Annotated in this window: 16 protein-coding genes; 5 read left to right on the top strand and 11 right to left on the bottom strand. The window is 38.2% G+C overall.

All coding sequences use genetic code 11. The annotated features are described in order from the left end of the window. Window position 1: 1 nt before the first annotated feature. From NYE73_RS01010 to NYE73_RS00985, 6 genes are all read right to left on the bottom strand, one after another. Window positions 2-1,870, bottom strand: a complete 1,869-nt coding sequence (locus NYE73_RS01010) for an ABC transporter permease (protein WP_115673058.1) — start codon at window positions 1,868-1,870, stop codon at window positions 2-4. Next, on the bottom strand, window positions 1,857-2,624 hold the full coding sequence (locus NYE73_RS01005) for an ABC transporter ATP-binding protein (protein ID WP_259951275.1): 768 nt from the start codon (window positions 2,622-2,624) through the stop codon (window positions 1,857-1,859). The genes NYE73_RS01010 and NYE73_RS01005 overlap by 14 nt, the downstream gene beginning before the upstream one ends. Before the next feature lie 151 nt (window positions 2,625-2,775). Then, window positions 2,776-3,252 (bottom strand): glutathione peroxidase, encoded by a 477-nt coding sequence (locus NYE73_RS01000; RefSeq protein ID WP_048390772.1) that lies wholly within the window; start codon window positions 3,250-3,252, stop codon window positions 2,776-2,778. A 14-nt stretch (window positions 3,253-3,266) separates the two neighbouring features. Beyond that, window positions 3,267-4,601, bottom strand: coding sequence for an FAD-dependent oxidoreductase (locus NYE73_RS00995; RefSeq protein WP_048390775.1), 1,335 nt, complete (start codon window positions 4,599-4,601; stop codon window positions 3,267-3,269). Between the two features lie 13 nt (window positions 4,602-4,614). Next, window positions 4,615-5,760, bottom strand: coding sequence for a VanZ family protein (locus NYE73_RS00990; protein WP_259951276.1), 1,146 nt, complete (start codon window positions 5,758-5,760; stop codon window positions 4,615-4,617). Between the two features lie 151 nt (window positions 5,761-5,911). Further along, a complete protein-coding gene (locus NYE73_RS00985; protein ID WP_036075918.1) occupies window positions 5,912-6,199 on the bottom strand; it encodes a DUF6509 family protein in 288 nt (95 codons plus the stop codon). Between the two features lie 156 nt (window positions 6,200-6,355). Here NYE73_RS00985 and NYE73_RS00980 point away from each other — a divergent pair, with 156 nt between their 5' ends. Further along, window positions 6,356-7,531, top strand: a complete 1,176-nt coding sequence (locus NYE73_RS00980; protein ID WP_259951277.1) for an alanyl-tRNA editing protein — start codon at window positions 6,356-6,358, stop codon at window positions 7,529-7,531. Between the two features lie 189 nt (window positions 7,532-7,720). On the opposite strand, the gene NYE73_RS00975 is transcribed toward NYE73_RS00980, so the two are convergent. The 4 genes from NYE73_RS00975 to NYE73_RS00960 all read right to left on the bottom strand — a co-directional run bounded on the left by NYE73_RS00975 (window position 7,721) and on the right by NYE73_RS00960 (window position 11,530). Beyond that, window positions 7,721-8,563: an IS3 family transposase gene (locus NYE73_RS00975; protein WP_066038259.1), complete on the bottom strand. Its 843-nt coding sequence runs from the start codon at window positions 8,561-8,563 to the stop codon at window positions 7,721-7,723. Next, window positions 8,560-9,066, bottom strand: a complete 507-nt coding sequence (locus tag NYE73_RS00970; RefSeq protein ID WP_066038258.1) for a helix-turn-helix domain-containing protein — start codon at window positions 9,064-9,066, stop codon at window positions 8,560-8,562. Before NYE73_RS00970 ends, NYE73_RS00975 begins: the two co-directional genes overlap by 4 nt. 248 nt (window positions 9,067-9,314) lie before the next feature. After that, window positions 9,315-9,467 (bottom strand): hypothetical protein, encoded by a 153-nt coding sequence (locus tag NYE73_RS00965; protein ID WP_340814991.1) that lies wholly within the window; start codon window positions 9,465-9,467, stop codon window positions 9,315-9,317. Window positions 9,468-9,508: 41 nt separating this feature from the next. Beyond that, the gene (locus NYE73_RS00960) at window positions 9,509-11,530 is read right to left on the bottom strand and encodes a methyl-accepting chemotaxis protein (protein ID WP_259955600.1); all 2,022 of its coding nucleotides are present in this window, start codon (window positions 11,528-11,530) and stop codon (window positions 9,509-9,511) included. A 305-nt stretch (window positions 11,531-11,835) separates the two neighbouring features. Between NYE73_RS00960 and NYE73_RS00955 the strand changes: the two genes are divergently transcribed. The 4 genes from NYE73_RS00955 to tatC are packed head-to-tail and all read left to right on the top strand — an operon-like array spanning window position 11,836 to window position 15,400. After that, the gene (locus NYE73_RS00955; protein WP_054548901.1) at window positions 11,836-12,585 is read left to right on the top strand and encodes a gluconate 2-dehydrogenase subunit 3 family protein; all 750 of its coding nucleotides are present in this window, start codon (window positions 11,836-11,838) and stop codon (window positions 12,583-12,585) included. Window positions 12,586-12,598: 13 nt separating this feature from the next. Further along, entirely contained in the window at window positions 12,599-14,311 is a 1,713-nt protein-coding gene (locus NYE73_RS00950) for a GMC family oxidoreductase (RefSeq protein ID WP_259951232.1), read from the top strand. 28 nt (window positions 14,312-14,339) lie between these two features. Further along, window positions 14,340-14,543 carry a twin-arginine translocase TatA/TatE family subunit gene (gene tatA / locus NYE73_RS00945; RefSeq protein ID WP_048390784.1) on the top strand — a complete coding sequence of 68 codons (204 nt, stop codon included), beginning with the start codon at window positions 14,340-14,342 and terminating at the stop codon, window positions 14,541-14,543. 11 nt (window positions 14,544-14,554) lie between these two features. Then, a complete protein-coding gene (gene tatC / locus NYE73_RS00940; RefSeq protein WP_048390786.1) occupies window positions 14,555-15,400 on the top strand; it encodes a twin-arginine translocase subunit TatC in 846 nt (281 codons plus the stop codon). 14 nt (window positions 15,401-15,414) lie between these two features. Here the strand turns inward: tatC and NYE73_RS00935 are convergent, their stop codons facing one another. After that, window positions 15,415-16,230, bottom strand: a complete 816-nt coding sequence (locus NYE73_RS00935; RefSeq protein ID WP_054548899.1) for a metallophosphoesterase — start codon at window positions 16,228-16,230, stop codon at window positions 15,415-15,417. Window positions 16,231-16,404: the final 174 nt, after the last annotated feature.

Genomic DNA, 16,404 nt, shown 5'->3' with positions numbered 1-16,404 from the left:
ATTAATTCCCCTGTCTCACTATTTTATAAAACGAACGAACGGTAAAGATATAATAAATAAAGTAAATAGCTGAATAAGCAATCATCCACAAGATGACTGGTTTTGTAATATTCATGTTAAATAGCTGTGAAAATGCTAGTAATGCAAACACACTATGTGCAATACCCACAATAAGTGGCGCACTAAAGATAACAGCGACCTGTCCTGCTACTGTCTTTAAGATTTGCTTACTATTTACACCAATTTTATTTAAAATAGCATATTTTGCCTGATCTTCTTCGGCTTCCGTTAAAATTTTGAAGTAGATAATACTGCCTGTTGCCGCTAGGAAGACCAATCCTAGGAAGCTTCCCACAAACAATAGGGCACCAACTGTTGCTAAACTATCCTCATAGCTTTGCGGTACACTAGAAAATGATTCTTGTTGTTCAGAAGACAACTGCTGGTAAATGTCTTTCGACACGTCCTGTTGTTTCAAATCATTGTCCAATCCAACAACCTGCATCATAATCTCATCGGCATCAGTAGCTTTAAACTCTTGATCATTCACAACGAGAACTGTTCCAGCTGCTATAAAGTTTAACACGCTTTCCGTGTACATCTTTTCTACATGGAAGGAGTCTCCGTTTTGTAGCTTAAAGTCCTCACCTGTAAAATTATGTGAAAATCGTTCATCGTAGGCTGCATCCAGTAAAACCGTAGAACCCTCTGCAATGTGTAGCTCTTTATCCTTGCCTTGTAATTTCGCTAAGCGATTATAGTCCGATTCCTTAAGTAATGTATATTCGAAAAATGAGAATTCATTATCCACACGTAAATTTTTCACAGCCAGTGCTTCATTATATAAGACATCCTGTTGTGAAAATTCTACTGTCTCGCCTTTCCACATAAATGTGTTTGGCAGCATCTGACGTACAGAAGCTTCTGCATTATAATACATACCGAAGACACCGCCACCTGCTGTAATCGTAGTGGCACTTAAAATTGCAATGATTGACAACGATTTGGCATTGGCTCGAATACGATACAATAGCTGAGAAACACCGATTAAATTTAAACCCTTCCAGGACCATGATGTTGCTTTCTTTAATGCTGTTAATACAAAGACACTCACACTATGGAATAGAAGGTATGTCCCTGCAATTGTTACCCCTATAACCATTAATGGCGTACCTAATACCGTAAAGAATCTCCATATTTCACTCGTAAACATATCAGAGGCAGCTGTATAATAACCAAATGCAATAAGTACAGTGCCAAGTAAAGCAGCTACTAATGATGCACGTGGAATTTGCTCTCCCTGTTTGTCCGCATGAAATAAATCAATTAGTTTAAATTGATATATCACACGGTAACCTTGTAAGGATGTGAATAAAAACAGTAGTGTAAAAATGCCCGTTGTATTAATTAGCGCCTCCATTGAAAATGTCAGGCTACCAACCACTTCATAGCCCATTAAGCGTACTAGTATCATTAATAGCCCTTGGGACATAAAGAAACCTAGAAGGATACCAAACACAAGAGAGACAAGCCCTATGACTAAATTTTCAAAAAAGAGCATTAAGCCAATTTTTTGCTTACGTACACCTAGTAACGAGTAAAGGGCTACTTCCTTTTTCCGCTTCTTCATAAAAAACGAGTTGGAATAGGCCATAAAGATGACAATGAAGAACAGAAGTACGACTGACGAGGCACTCATTAATCCTTTAATTTGTTGTGACGATTGCTTTAAGGCTGAAAGATCATCATTATATTTGAGCGTCACAAACGTAAAGTAAATAACGATACTAAATACCATTGAGGCAATATATAAAAAGTAATTCGATAAATTGCGTTGAATATTTTTACGCGCTAAACTAAATAACGTCATTTACTCCACCCCCGATGCTAGATAGCACCTGCAAGATCTCTTGGAAAAATTGCTTCCTCGTTAGAGTCCCACGTTGAATTTCCTTAGATAGCTGTCCATCCTGAATAAATAGAATGCGCTGGCAGAAGCTAGCCGCAAAGGCATCATGTGTAACCATCATAATCGTTGCGGCTTGAGATTGGTTTAAATCACTTAAGCTTTCTAATAAATCGGTTGCAGATTTTGAATCTAGCGCACCTGTAGGCTCATCGGCAAAAATTAGTTTTGGTTCTGTCACTAATGCTCGCGACGAGGCTGTACGCTGCTTTTGCCCACCTGAAATTTGATAAGGATATTTGTTTAATAAATCACTAATTCCAAACAATGCAGCAATTCGATCAACTCTTGCATTAATAGCCTTTGTCGGCATTTTTGCAATCGCTAGTGGTAAAACAATATTTTCTCGCACTGTTAAAGAATCGAGCAAGTTATAATCCTGGAAAATAAACCCTAAATTACCTCGACGAAAATCCGCTAATTCAGCATCCTTCATACGTGCCAAATTAGTATCTTCAATAATAATTTCACCAGTTGTTGGCGTATCAATCGTTGCTAATACATTAAGAAGCGTAGATTTTCCAGCCCCAGAAGGACCCATTACCCCAACAAACTCTCCCTTTTCTACTTCAAATGATATATTCGATAGCGCTGTAAAAGTATTTGCGCCTTTGCCGTAATTTTTCCCAACGTTTTGTACCTTTAATAATGGCGTCATATACGCTCACCTCTTCTTTCTGACTTTAGTATACGACCTCAAACTTACAGCAAATTTGTCGCAAGCTTACAGCAACCTTAAATCATCTGCTTTTTGAAATTTGTAGACAAAAAAAGATTCATACACAAACTGTGCATGAATCTTTTCTAATCTATTGTGCTAATACTTTTTGAATATCTTCCTCAAAGCTACTTGGCTTATCTGCTGAGGCGTATCGTCCAACAACCTCTCCATTACGGTTTACAAGGAATTTTGTAAAGTTCCATTTAACACTATTGCCTAAAAATCCTTTGGAATGGGAAGTAAGATAATCGAAAATAGGATGTGCTTCTTTACCATTCACCTTCACGATCTCATGCATCGGGAACGTCACTCCATATGTTAGTCGACATTGGGAAGCCGCTTCTTCAGCTGACGCTAGCTCTTGTTTAAATTGATTTGATGGAAAACCAAGTACAACCAGACCTTGCTCCTGATATTTTTCATAGAGACCTTCTAATTCTTCAAATTGTGGTGTAAAGCCACATTTGGAAGCTGTATTAACAATTAGCATCGGCTTTCCTTTATAACGTTCAAGGCTATAGATAGTACCATCTTCTAAAGTTACATTAATATCATAAATGCTCATCTCTCTACCTCCTATTATAAACGTCCATTCATTCTTGCCACCTGCTGCAAAGGGTCCCAAACACCGTTGAATGGTGGTGCATAGGCCAAATCTAAATCTAGCAAATCAGGTAAGGTCATTTTACTATATAATGCTGTCGCAAACACATCGATACGCTTATCAACTCCCGCTGGTCCCACGATTTGTGCACCCAATAACAATTGATCACGCTTGCGAACGACCACTTTTATAAACATACGTTGTGCACCTGGATAATAGCCGGCTATATGGCGTGCAGATAATTTAAATGCCTCATAGTCAAAACCAAGCTCTTTAGCATCGCGCTCATTAATACCTGTTGTAGCAATAGTTAAATTGAAAAATTTTAAAATAGAAGTGCCCACAATTCCTCTAAACGGAGCAAATTTGCCTGACATGTTGAGACCTGCTAAACGACCTTGCTTATTAGCAGTCGTTCCTAAAGGTATATAATCTAAACGTTCTTTCACAATATTAAAGTGAGTTGCACAATCGCCAGCTGCATAAATATTTTCAAGGGAAGTCTCTAAATGGCGATTTACAATGATCGCTCCATTTTTTGCAAGTGCAATCCCAGTATTCTTTAAAAACTGTGTATTTGGTTTTATGCCTGAAGCGACAATGACTAAATCCGTCTCTAGAACGCCATTATCTGTAATAACACGTTCCACTCGTTTATTTCCTTCAAAAGCTTCAACGCTCGTATTTAATAACAGCTCTACATCGTTCCTTTTCGCTTCCTCATGAACATGCTGAGCAAGTTCTTCATCTAAAATACGGGCCACATGACTTCCGCGCTGAATAAGCCTTACCTTTTTCCCACAGGCATGTATGGTTTCAGCCATTTCTAAACCAATATAGCCACCACCTATGATTGTTACCTGCTCAATCTCTGATGTTAAATCTGCCATCAAATCTTCCAGTTGAGGAATTGTTTTTACCGTATGGATACCATCTAGCTCATTCCCCCTTTTCACAGGCATGACTGGACTAGCCCCCGTTGCAATAAGAAGTTTATCGTAGGTAATCTCAAATTTATCACCACTTGCTTGTGTACCTGTAATAACCTTCTTCTCTATGTTTACATTCTCTACCTCATAGCCAACTCTTGCATCAATGCCATACTTATCTCGAAAAGTTTCGACATCTCTTGCAATTAAACGTTTGGTTGATGAAATACGACCATCTACAACATAAGGCAATCCACATTGCCCATATGAATAAATAAAACCACGTTCTAAAGTAGTTATTTCTGCTCCTGGAACATTCCGATAGATTTCCATTGCTGCAGACATACCTGCAGCATCTCCACCAATGATGACGTATTTCATTCTACAAGCCCCCTTATTTTTTCCTTGTTGCCATTAAATCTGCATATTGATCGATATACAAACGTCGTTTTCCACCACTTACGATGACCCGTACCACATGAATAGCTATTATCATTGTAAGTGCAAAACCTGCTATTGCGGCAAGTAGAGAAATGACAATTTGTAGAACATAAAATGGTGAATCCATATCTAATTGGATGTCACCTAATGTTGTAATGGCTTCTGATAAACACAAGGTAGCGATAATAGCAATACAACGACGCCATGATTGCTTTACAATACTTTTGCCATTCTTGTTGACCATTGTAAAACGCATCACCTTCATACCGAGTGTTGCACCATTCATCATACTTGGTAACACCCCAAAGAGTACCATGTACAGAGCCATTTTCACTAAGAATTCAAAAGTACCGCTATACCCTGTCAGAACACCAATAATCATCCAAGCTGATTGGACGATAAATAAATCAATGGCCAATGCTAGTAAAATAGAAATCGGCTTAACAATATCATTTTTTTCCATTTCAGCAGCTTTAGCCTCAACCTCTTCATGAGAGGGGAATAATGCCCAAACAATTGGTGCTAAGAAGAAACCTAGGAGCGCACCTACACTGTTTAGTAATAAGTCATCGACATCAAAGATTCGGTATGCGCAATTAAAGATGCCATAAATGCCTGTTCTTTGTGTGACCTCATAAAACAATGTTAGCAAAAAGCTAATTAAAAATGCACGTTTCCAGTACCTTCTTTCTTTAAGAAAATATCGCAAGTAAACGCCGAATGGCATTAGTAGTAAGAAATTAAAGAAGGCTTGAAAAAATGCCTGCTGTTTTGTGATAGCAAGCCATGTAGATGGATTTGTGACAACAACGCCACTATCCTTTAAAACATCATCAACAAATTGAAAAAGTCGCAAATTAGTATGAACGGTGTCCGCGGATTGAAGTGAGCAAGTATCTCTTGTAGACGGAAATGGTAGTAATACTAAACAAAGCGCTGATAAAAAGTAAAAAATAAATGAGAACATGATAATGGTTTTGGACATCGATAAGTATCCATACTTACGATACGTATAAATCAGCCATGGTATAAATAGTACAAAGGATAAAATAATAGTTATGAAAAATGCTATAAAAATGGATTGCGTGTACGTTGACATAGAAACACCTCTCTCTTTAAATTGCCCTATTTTCTGAACACTAAAACTAAGTTTAGTCCTTCAATACTACATGTATATTTCATCAAGCTTACATAATCCTTAATTCAATAAAAAAACAGGTAAAGAATCTATACTCTCTACCTGTTACTTACTATGCTTTCGCTATTTCTTCTTTACAGAATGTCAAAATTTCTTCTAGTTCATCATCCTCTAATGCAAAGTCTAAATATTCACCTTCAGCCTTTTCCATGATGAAGTAATTTAATATAAATGGTTCTTCGTCTTTTTCACCAATTAGGACACGAATTTCAATGCCAGCTTCGTGGTAAAGCTCATCCTCTTCATCAATTTCTACATCCAGAATAAATTCATAACGCTTACCTTCAATAATATTTGTTGGGTCTAAAATCTCTTCCATTGAGAATTGTGTAATTTCCATTATATTTGCTCCTTTTTCTTTAGCTGTTCTTTTCTATATTAAATCAATTTCAGCATGGGTCAACTAGAAAACTCGTATACACCTGTAAGTAATTATGCCACAATGAAATGGAATTAATTTAGAACTAAATTTCCCTACATACGAGGAGGCTTTTTCATGAAAGAGCTATTATATTATCAAGACGTTATGTTACAAGAGTTTTATGCAACTATTATTAGTAAAGGAACTGACGAATCCGACCGTCATTATGTTGTACTATCGAACACCGCTTTCTATCCAACTGGTGGTGGTCAACCTCACGATACAGGTACATTGAATGCGTTGGAGGTCATAGATGTTGAAAAAGTGGATGATGAAATTCGTCACTATATTGAAGGTGATCTATCGACTTTAGATGGTGTGGTACATGGCAAGTTAAATTGGCCAAGACGATTCGATCATATGCAGCAGCATGCTGGGCAACATATTTTAACAGCTGCTTTTGTAGAGCTTTTTAATGCGCAGACTGTAAGCTTTCATCTAGGCAGTGAGCAAGTAACAATTGATCTTGCTATAGAAACGATTTCTGAGCAACAGCTTGCAGCGGCAGAAGCAAGAGCCAATGACATTATTCTAGAGAACCGCCCCATTCAAACTATCTGGGTTACAGAGCAAGAGCTGGGCAACTATAATCTTCGTAAAGAAGTTGCAGTGACGGGAGACATTCGACTTGTGATTATCCCTAATTTTGATTACAACGGTTGTGGTGGCACTCACCCTACATCCACAGGGCAAGTTAGTACCATCAAAATATTAGGGACCGAAAAAATGAAGGGCAATGTGCGCGTTTCTTTTGTGTGTGGTCAACGCGTTTTGACTGAGCTTGGCATGCGGAAAAAAGTATTAGCGGACGTTGCTCGTCAATTAAGTGTCCCTGAGATTGATGCTGCCACAGCACTTACAAAAGTTTTATCTACTCAAAAAACTACAGAAAAAGCACTCGCTGCTGCGAAAGAGGAATTACTCACGTATGAAGCAAAGGCACTTGTTAATAGCGAAGGTGTCGTAACGGCTGCTTTTAATCAGCGAACAATGCAAGAGCTACAAAAAATAGCCCGTATGATTGTTACGGAACAGAAAGATGTAATAGCTCTACTTGTGTCTGAAAATGAAGGCAAACTACAATTCGTTGCAGCAAGAGGTAATAATGTTTCAAAAAGCATGAAGGATGTTGCCCAAAAGGCACTGCCGCTTATTAATGGTAAGGGTGGCGGAAGTGACCAAATGGTACAAGGCGGTGGCGATTGCACCGTTTCGAAAGAAGAATTACTAGCAGCGATGCAAGACGCTTAATTACATTATAATAGAGGAGCTGTTTGTTATTAATAGACAGCTCCTCCTATGTTATTGAAAAAAGACAATGTCACTAGCAGAAAAAGACTTTTTGACAAGGTAAGTGATTGATTTCCGTTACGCCAGCGTCCTTTCCAGGGGGCGTCTGGTGAGCCGCTTCATGATCTGACCCCAAAAATATAAACTTTTTTACGAAGCTTTTCGATACTCAACGGGACTTTTTCCGTTGAGTTTTCTTTTAATCCGCTCATGATTGTAATAGTAAATATAATCTGCTAATGCTTTTGTAAATTCTACATAGTTTTTAAACGTAGTTGTGTACAGAAATTCTGATTTCAGAATACCAAAAAAGCTTTCTATTACGGCATTATCTAAACAATTTCCTTTCCGTGACATACTTTGCTTGATTTCATGCGTTGTCAATAACGCTTTAAAACGGGGTATTTGATATAACCATCCTTGATCAGAATGAATGATTAAGCCACTCTTTTTCGATAACTTTGTATACGTAAACGCCTTTTTAAAAGACTGTTGAACTAACTCAAAATTAGGTGATTTTGATACCTCATATCCAACGATTTCTCGATTGAATAAATCTAATACAGCCGATACATAGATTTTTTGACCGTTTATTTTAAACTCTGTGACATCGGTTACCCATTTCTGATTGGATGCAGTGGCTTCAAAATCACGTTGGATGACATTCTCTGCGACATAGCCGACTGTCCCTTTATACGAACGGTATTTTTTAGGGCGTACCGTCCCTTTTAAGCCCAATTCTTGCATCAATCGTTGTACCGTTTTATGGTTGATGAAAAAACCTTCATTTCGGAGGGCAAGACAAATACGACGATAGCCATAACGCCCCTTATGGTGATGAAAAAGTGTCTGGATTCGTTCTTTGATCGCCTGATATTTATCTGGTTTTACCCATTTTTGAAGATGATAATAATACGTACTTTTCTTGATTTTTGCCACTTTTAATAGAGCTTGAAGTGGAAATTCCAGCCTTAGCTCATACACAGCTCTCATTTTTTCTTCGGTTTGAATGCTTCCTTTTCTTGAACTAAGGCTTTCAACTTTTTTAAATAGGCATTTTCCATCCGTAAATACTCAATTTCCGCTTTTAACTCTTCCGTTGTTTTTTCATTTAAATCAGACGAAGGTGGTTGTTTTTTTGGCATTGATTGGTGCTCCTTTTCTATTTGATAGAGCACCTTTCCAGCCTTGGACATCCACTGTTTTTTCCATCTCCGAATGGTTTCACGAGAAGGAATATTAAACTTCGCAGCAGTCTGAAGGAGCGAATCGCCCGTCTCTATCAGGTGTTGAATTACTTTTATTTTAAAAGAATCTTCGTAATTCGTGAACCCTTGAGGACGAATAATTCCTTCAATGCCATGGTATCGATATAATTCAATCCATAATCGAACGTACTGTCGATCCCTCTGTAATCTATTGGCAATCTGATACGTACTTTCCTTTTCTTCAATGTAAGCTAGAACTGCGGCTAACTTTTGTTCATCAGAAATCACTAACTGCACCCCCTATATTAGATTTTTTAAGTCCAATATTTTGGGTGCAGTTCACTAAATCCCCTAGGAGTGACACTGGCTCCACTCCAATCAACCATTCTGTAAAAGTGGCTTTTCCTTATCTTTCATACAGTCATTGTGAACAAAATAGCAAATGTATAATTTGAGAAAGGATAGACTCTTATTTTCAATGGGAGAAATGATGATTGACCACACCTCTCCATAAAATGAGTAGTGAACACCTTCAATTAAGCCTTCGCTAAAAAGGTAACATTTTTATGAGGTGGAGTGGATGGATTCCTGACTTTCGTGGGATAGCTAGACAGACGATCCTCTGCATGGAGCGGTAATCCATTTTGACCTTTCACAAAAATTGTATGGATGGTTTTGTTTTTCAACACTCTGAGAGGAGCTGTCATTAATAGACAGCTCCTCTCTAATTTTAATATTTAAATTTTTGAATGGCTTCATATAAACGTTTTGCCATTTCTGATAGTTTTTCAGTTTGATTGTTCATTACTGCTACCGTCTTCAACTGTTCCGCTGTTGCATCTGTTACCTCATGCACATAATCACTTGCCGCATGTGCAGTAGCTGCCATTTCTTCCATAGACGCGGAAACTTCCTCCGTATTGGCAGACATTTGTTCAGCTGAAGCATTCATTTCTTCGATTTGACCTGCTATTTCTCCTACTGCTTGAACCATTTCCTCGAAGCGTTCTCCCACTGCCTCAATAGAAGCTAAACCACGCTCAACATTATCTTCACCAAATTCAGCTGCTTTTACTACTTCTAATGTATAAGATTGAACTCTTTCAATAAGCACATTAATTTTAGTAGCTGATTCTGCTGTTTGCTCCGATAGCTTGCGAACTTCTTCTGCTACAACGGCAAAGCCTTTACCAGCATCTCCTGCCCGTGCTGCTTCTATAGAGGCATTCAATGCCAATAAATTTGTTTGATCGGAGATATCGGTAATCATTTTTGAAATTAAGCTAATTTCTTCTGACTCTTTTTCTAGCTTGTGAATAATTGATAGTTCATCTGTTGTGCCTTGCTGAATCTCATTCATACGTAAAACGGATTGTTGAACTGCATGATTGCTTTCACTAATTTTCTGGGAAATAAAATCTGTATTACAAGCAATTGTGGAGGCAACTTCAGCTACATTTTGTATCCCTATCGCCATTTGTTCCATTGCTGAGGCACTTTCCTCTGCCATCACAGTTTGGCTTTGTGCCCCTCGATCTACTTCACTTATTGCACCAGCAATTTGCTTTGAACGCTTTGTTACTCCATTTACATCTCCCATTAAATCACACGCAGCTTCATTCACTGCCGTTGCTTCTTGACTCACTTTGGCTATCATTTCCCGCATATTATCAGTCATACGATCTAATGCACGTGCCATCGTTCCCATTTCATCAATACGTTTCAAATATTTTTCTGGAATTTCCTGTGTAAAGTCTCCTTCCGATAAGCCCTCACTAATGCGAAGTACATGTCGAAGTGGTCTACTAACAGAGCGAGAAATGGCAAATGAGATGCATAGCCCAAGTATTGAAACTATGATCGTAGTGACAATGAAGTTCGTCTTAAGCTTAGAAAGCCCTGAAAACATCTCATCTTCTAATGCGATAACCCCCATTTTCCAACCATTTTCGAGGGTATGATAGCCCATTAGACTAGTTCCTGTATCTTCCGTTTCAAAAGAAAAATAACCGTTATCATTAGCAATCATTTCTTTAGCAGCCATTGCTCTGCCTGTCTTGATACCTGTTTCGTCTGCTTCCTTAATAGGATTGTATTGCTCCTTCACATACGAATGATTATTATGTCCAATAATTGTTCCGTTAGCATCTAACATAAATGCATAGCCACTGTCTCCAACCTTAATGCCTTCTACAATTTTAGATAGGTAATAGCCGTCAATACGTGCTAATAATAAAGCTTTTTCACCTGTCACTGTGTCAATTGGAGAAACGATTAAAATGACTGGTTCACCTGTTACACGACTAATCGTAATGTCAGACATGACAGACTTACCAGTAAAACCTTCTTTTACGTAATCACGATCCCCTAGATCAGCTGTTGTATCATCCAGATAATGGGCAACTCCATTAGCATTGATAATGCCAAAACCTAAGTAATTTTCATTACTGGCAAGACGTTTCGATAGATACTGCTTCTGCTTTTCAAAGTCCATGCTCCGAACTGCCTCTTGCTCTGCAATGGCTTCCACCTCCACTAGTGTTAATTGGAAGTGTTCTTCTATGTATTGGGACACATCCTCTGCTCTAGATACCAAATTAGATTCCACTTGCTCATTCACAGCTTTTGTACTATTTATCCAAGTAGATAGCCCAAGCGTGCCACATGTTACAAATATAAGAGCTATAATTGCAACAATTAATTTACCACCAATACCTTTTAACCACATTTCTCTTTTTCTCACTTCTTCCATTTTTAGCTATACAATCCGTATATTTTTGCATAACTTCAGAGTAAAGTCACTAAAAGTAGAAGTCAACAAAAGTTTTCCAATATGATTAATAAATGTATAATAATACCATTTACACTACCTTTATAGTGCTAACAATTTTCTACAAAATTTTCAATTCATAGATCCCTCTTGTCATTAAAAAGGAGAGTACACCATGCTAATAGAGGTAATTAAAACATTTTCCAACAAAAATTGATTATAATTCACATTTTTTGCTGATTATTAAAGATAGGATCCGTTTAACACATTTTGAGGGGAGGATTTCCATGAGTTCAGACAAAAATAATGTTTCTCGTCGAGACTTTTTAAAAACTACAGGTATTGCTGCTGGTACATTAGTCGGTGGTGGTTTAATTGGAGGATTAGTTGGTTACAACATCCATGGTAAAGGTACTTCTACCCTAGAGCATGGTGGTCATGAAACAACGAATGAGGCAACAGGCTCACCAAAAGCTAAGATGTTCTTCAGAAATGAAAAAGATTTTAGTATCTTATCAAAGGCCACGGAACGTATCTTCCCAGAGGACGATTTGGGACCAGGAGCTATTGGTTTAGACGTTCCCTATTTTATCGATCATCAACTTGCAGGAAATTATGGAAGTAACTCTAAAGAATATATGCAAGGTCCATTTGATGTTGGTGCCCCAACTCAAGGCTATCAAAGCCGTTTAACGCGAGCGGAAATTTTTAGACAGGGTATTCAAAAAATGGAGGATGAAGCACAAAAGCGTTATAAGAAAAGCTTTAACGATTTAGATGGCAAACAAATGGATGAAATATTAACTGCCTTCCAAAAAGGTGACATAGAAATGGTTGGGGTTACTTCCGCGTTCTTTTTTACATTATTACGAGCAGCTACATTAGAGGGAGCTTATTCTGACCCTATGTATGGAGGAAATCGTAATATGGATGGCTGGCGTATGAAGGGCTTCCCTGGTCACCAGATGGCTTATATTACACAGATAGAAGATGCCAAGTTCCAAAAAATTGAGCCTAATCCATTAGGCAACCACTAAGGGGGGATACAAAATGGCTAAAACATTACCGAGTGTAGACGTTGTAACAGTTGGTGTAGGTTGGACTGGCGGTATTGTCGCTGCTGAATGTGCTAAAGCTGGCTTAAAGGTAGTCGGTTTAGAGCGAGGTCAAAAGCGTGGGACCGAGGATTATTTAAATGTTCATGACGAATACCGTTACGCCATCCGATATGATTTAATGCAAAATCTTTCTAAAGAGACCGTAAGCTTTCGGAATGATCGCAATATGAAGGCATTACCAATGCGTCAGCTTGGCTCCTTCTTACTTGGAGAGGGTCTGGGTGGATCAGGAACACATTGGAATGGAATGACTTATCGATTTTTACCCTATGATTTTCAAATCAAGACATTAACAGATAAACGTTATGGACCAAATAAGCTTGGACCAGATTATCTGATTCAGGATTGGGGATTAACATATGATCAGCTTGAGCCCTATTTCGATAAGTTCGAGAAAACAGCTGGTATTTCGGGTGATGATAAAAATAAATTTAGTGGAAAGCGTTCGAATCCCTATCCAACACCGCCTATGAAAAAAACGCCTATGCTTGCACAATTCGAAAAAGCTGCAACAAACCTGAAGCTAACACCTTATATGGTTCCATCAGCTAATGTATCAGAGGTTTATAAAAATCCAGATGGCGAAACAATCAACGCTTGCCAATATTGTGGTTTTTGTGAACGCTTTGGATGCGAATATGGTGCAAAGTCGTCCGCAGAAATTACTGTTGTCCCTACAGCCCTGAAGACAGGGAATTTTGATTTACGCTTTAATTCCAATGTTGTTGAAATTTTAAAGCAGGGTAACAAGGCTACAGGTGTAAGATATATCGATACTGTTTCGGGAGAAGAATTCATTCAGCCAGCTAATGCTGTTGTATTAACTAGTTATGTCTTTAATAATGCCAAGCTATTAATGGTCTCTGACATTGGTGAAAGATATGACCCTACTACTGGCAAAGGAACACTTGGCAGAAACTATTGCTATCAAATTTTGCCTGGTGCTGCTGGGTTCTTCGAGGAACAATACAATACATTTATGGGTGCAGGTTCGTTAGGCATGTGTATAGACGATTACAATGGGGATAATTTTGATCATAGTGATTTAGATTTTATTCACGGAGGTAATATTGCACTTACACAGACAGGTACGCGACCAATCGGCTCAAATCCAACTCCGCCTGATACGCCTACTTGGGGACCAGAATTTAAAAAGCAATCTATTTATTACTATACACGTTCATTTGGGATTGGTGCGCAAGGAGCATCTATGCCACATAAGGAAAACTATATATCACTGGACCCTACCTATAAGGATGCTTACGGGCTGCCATTAACTCAGTTAACATACAATTTTACTGATCAGGATCGAGCTCTTCATAAATATATCTCTGCACGTGCAGGTGACATTATGAAGGAAATGGGTGCAAAAACTATTGTCCCTAACGCGGAAATTACCGATTACAATATCGTACCTTACCAAACAACGCATAATACAGGTGGTACGGTGATGAGCTTAACACCAGAGCAAGGGGTTGTGAATAATTACTTACAGCACTGGGATGTTGATAACCTTTTCGCAGTAAGTGCAGGCAACTTTGCACACAATAGTGGTTATAATCCAACAGGCACATTAGGGGCACTTGCCTACCGTTGTGCTGAGGGAGTCATCAAATACAGTCAATCAGGTGGTTCATTAGTATAAATAAATCATTCTAAAGGAGGCAAGACTTATGGGAGGTCTAGGAGCAATTGGAGTACCTGGATTAATTATTATTTTAGTGATTGTATTAATTGTATTTGGCCCAAAAAAATTACCAGAAATCGGTGGAGCGGTTGGCAAAACGTTTGCAGAATTTAAAAAGTCTACTAAGGGACTTATGGATGATGAAGATGATACCGTGAAAAAGGTCGAAAAAAAATCTGATGCTTCGTAGGAGGGTTTCCTATGGATCCATATGAAGACGGAAAAAGAAAATATTTAAGCCCTCTAGATAAACCACAAGCCGAGCCTCCAAAGCCAGTGGAGGCTTTAGTTGAAATACCTACGGTAGCAATTGAAGAGGATCATGTGTCAGATGAACCCCTGATACCTGTTACCTCATTATTGGAGCATCTTAGTGATTTACGTAAGCAAATTATCAAAGGGTTAACAGTTTTTATTTTATTTTTCATTGTTGTCTTTTCTACTATTAATATTTGGTTTCCATTCATAACGCGAGGTCACTCACTCGTTATTTTAGGACCACTAGAAGTAGTTAAATTTTACATGACGATTTCAACAACTTTAGCTTTTGGTCTTGCAATGCCTTTCCTCGTCCACTTTCTTTGGAGCTTTATTAAACCAGGCTTAAAAGAAGAGGAAAGTCGCTTTTTAGGCCTCTATGCACCAATCATGTTAGTTCTATTTTTAGTAGGCGTAGCTTTTGGCTATTTCGTCGTTAACCCACTTAGCTATACATTCTTAGTAAGCATTGGGGCTACCAATTTCGATGTCATGGTATCAGCAAATGAATATATGCACTTTTTAATCATGACGACTGTACCGCTTGGTCTATTATTTGAGTTACCGATTGTTGCCCTATTCTTATCAGCCATTGGTGTACTGACTGCTGAATCCATGAAAAAAATACGAGGCTGGTCTTATATCGCAATGGGCGTAGGCTCCGCTGTTATCACGCCACCAGACTTTATAAGTCAGTTACTCGTATTAATACCGATGATTATTTTATATGAAATAAGTATTTACCTCGTTAAACGTATAGAACGCAAACAAATTGAAAGCACTGCGTAAATTTTACGCAGTGCTTATTTTTTCTTTAGATCCATCACAATAATTTCTGGTAGATTAAAAATACGATATGGTACTGTGCTATTACCCAACCCTCTACTAACTACCATTTTCGTCGCGCCTGCTTCGTAGACACCAGCTGTATACTTTGGGAACAGCCCCTGTCCTGGTGCCACAAGTCCTCCAAGCCCAGGAATACGAACTTGCCCACCATGCGCATGTCCCGAAAATACTAAATTTATGTGATAATTTACATACGTATTAAATAATTCTGGTCTATGTGCTAGTAACAACTTAAACATATCGTCTGGCAAATAGGCCGTTGCAATGTCCAGCATATCTTCTGTTGTTCTACCCATTAACGGATCCTCAATACCAACAATCGCCAAGCGCTCCCCGTCGCGCTCTAACACGGTCGATTCGTTGGCCATAATATGTACCCCTAACGATGACAGCGCCTCATAAATTTCATTCACCTTATTCGTCGCTACCTCATGGTTTCCTAGTACATAATAAACATCCGCTATTTTAACTAGTCCTTCCACTGCTTGTAGGCTTTGTTTTAAATTATAGCGATTACTATCGATCACGTCACCTGTGATAAAAATATAATCAGGCTTTGTATCCTTTACCTTAGCAATCAATTTTTGTTGCTTGTCTCCAAAGACAGCGTCATGTAAATCCGAAACTTGTACAATGCGTAGCCCATCAAAGCTGTCAGGCACACTATCTGATTCAAACACATGTTTACTTACGACTAGCCAGTGATTGTTTACGTACAAAAAAATGACTATAAAAACAACAAAGAAGATACCATATAATAATTTTTTCAATCGCAATCGCTCACTTTGTGGCTACTTTTTTCAGAAATAATTCTGACTATCTCATTATAAGCAAAAAACAGAGTGATTGTAAGTATATGCACTTTAAATACACAAAATGCACAAATACACTTAGCTTAAAATTTTTATCATTAGATTATGATACACGCTTTAATCTATTTTTTG

The organism is Lysinibacillus sp. FSL K6-0102 (assembly GCF_038003545.1).
Classification (GTDB): Bacteria; Bacillota; Bacilli; order Bacillales_A; family Planococcaceae; genus Lysinibacillus; species Lysinibacillus capsici.
This window is presented reverse-complemented; position numbering and strand designations above follow the sequence as displayed.

Excerpts from the sequence above, each read along its gene's own strand:
- NYE73_RS01010 (WP_115673058.1), bottom strand. The coding sequence starts at position 1,870 with ATGACGTTATTTAGTTTAGCGCGTAAAAATATTCAACGCAATTTATCG.
- NYE73_RS01005 (WP_259951275.1), bottom strand. The coding sequence starts at position 2,624 with ATGACGCCATTATTAAAGGTACAAAACGTTGGGAAAAATTACGGCAAA.
- NYE73_RS01000 (WP_048390772.1), bottom strand. The coding sequence starts at position 3,252 with ATGAGCATTTATGATATTAATGTAACTTTAGAAGATGGTACTATCTAT.
- NYE73_RS00995 (WP_048390775.1), bottom strand. The coding sequence starts at position 4,601 with ATGAAATACGTCATCATTGGTGGAGATGCTGCAGGTATGTCTGCAGCA.
- NYE73_RS00990 (WP_259951276.1), bottom strand. The coding sequence starts at position 5,760 with ATGTCAACGTACACGCAATCCATTTTTATAGCATTTTTCATAACTATT.
- NYE73_RS00985 (WP_036075918.1), bottom strand. The coding sequence starts at position 6,199 with ATGGAAATTACACAATTCTCAATGGAAGAGATTTTAGACCCAACAAAT.
- NYE73_RS00980 (WP_259951277.1), top strand. The coding sequence starts at position 6,356 with ATGAAAGAGCTATTATATTATCAAGACGTTATGTTACAAGAGTTTTAT.
- NYE73_RS00975 (WP_066038259.1), bottom strand. The coding sequence starts at position 8,563 with ATGAGAGCTGTGTATGAGCTAAGGCTGGAATTTCCACTTCAAGCTCTA.
- NYE73_RS00960 (WP_259955600.1), bottom strand. The coding sequence starts at position 11,530 with ATGGAAGAAGTGAGAAAAAGAGAAATGTGGTTAAAAGGTATTGGTGGT.
- NYE73_RS00955 (WP_054548901.1), top strand. The coding sequence starts at position 11,836 with ATGAGTTCAGACAAAAATAATGTTTCTCGTCGAGACTTTTTAAAAACT.
- NYE73_RS00950 (WP_259951232.1), top strand. The coding sequence starts at position 12,599 with ATGGCTAAAACATTACCGAGTGTAGACGTTGTAACAGTTGGTGTAGGT.
- tatA (WP_048390784.1), top strand. The coding sequence starts at position 14,340 with ATGGGAGGTCTAGGAGCAATTGGAGTACCTGGATTAATTATTATTTTA.
- tatC (WP_048390786.1), top strand. The coding sequence starts at position 14,555 with ATGGATCCATATGAAGACGGAAAAAGAAAATATTTAAGCCCTCTAGAT.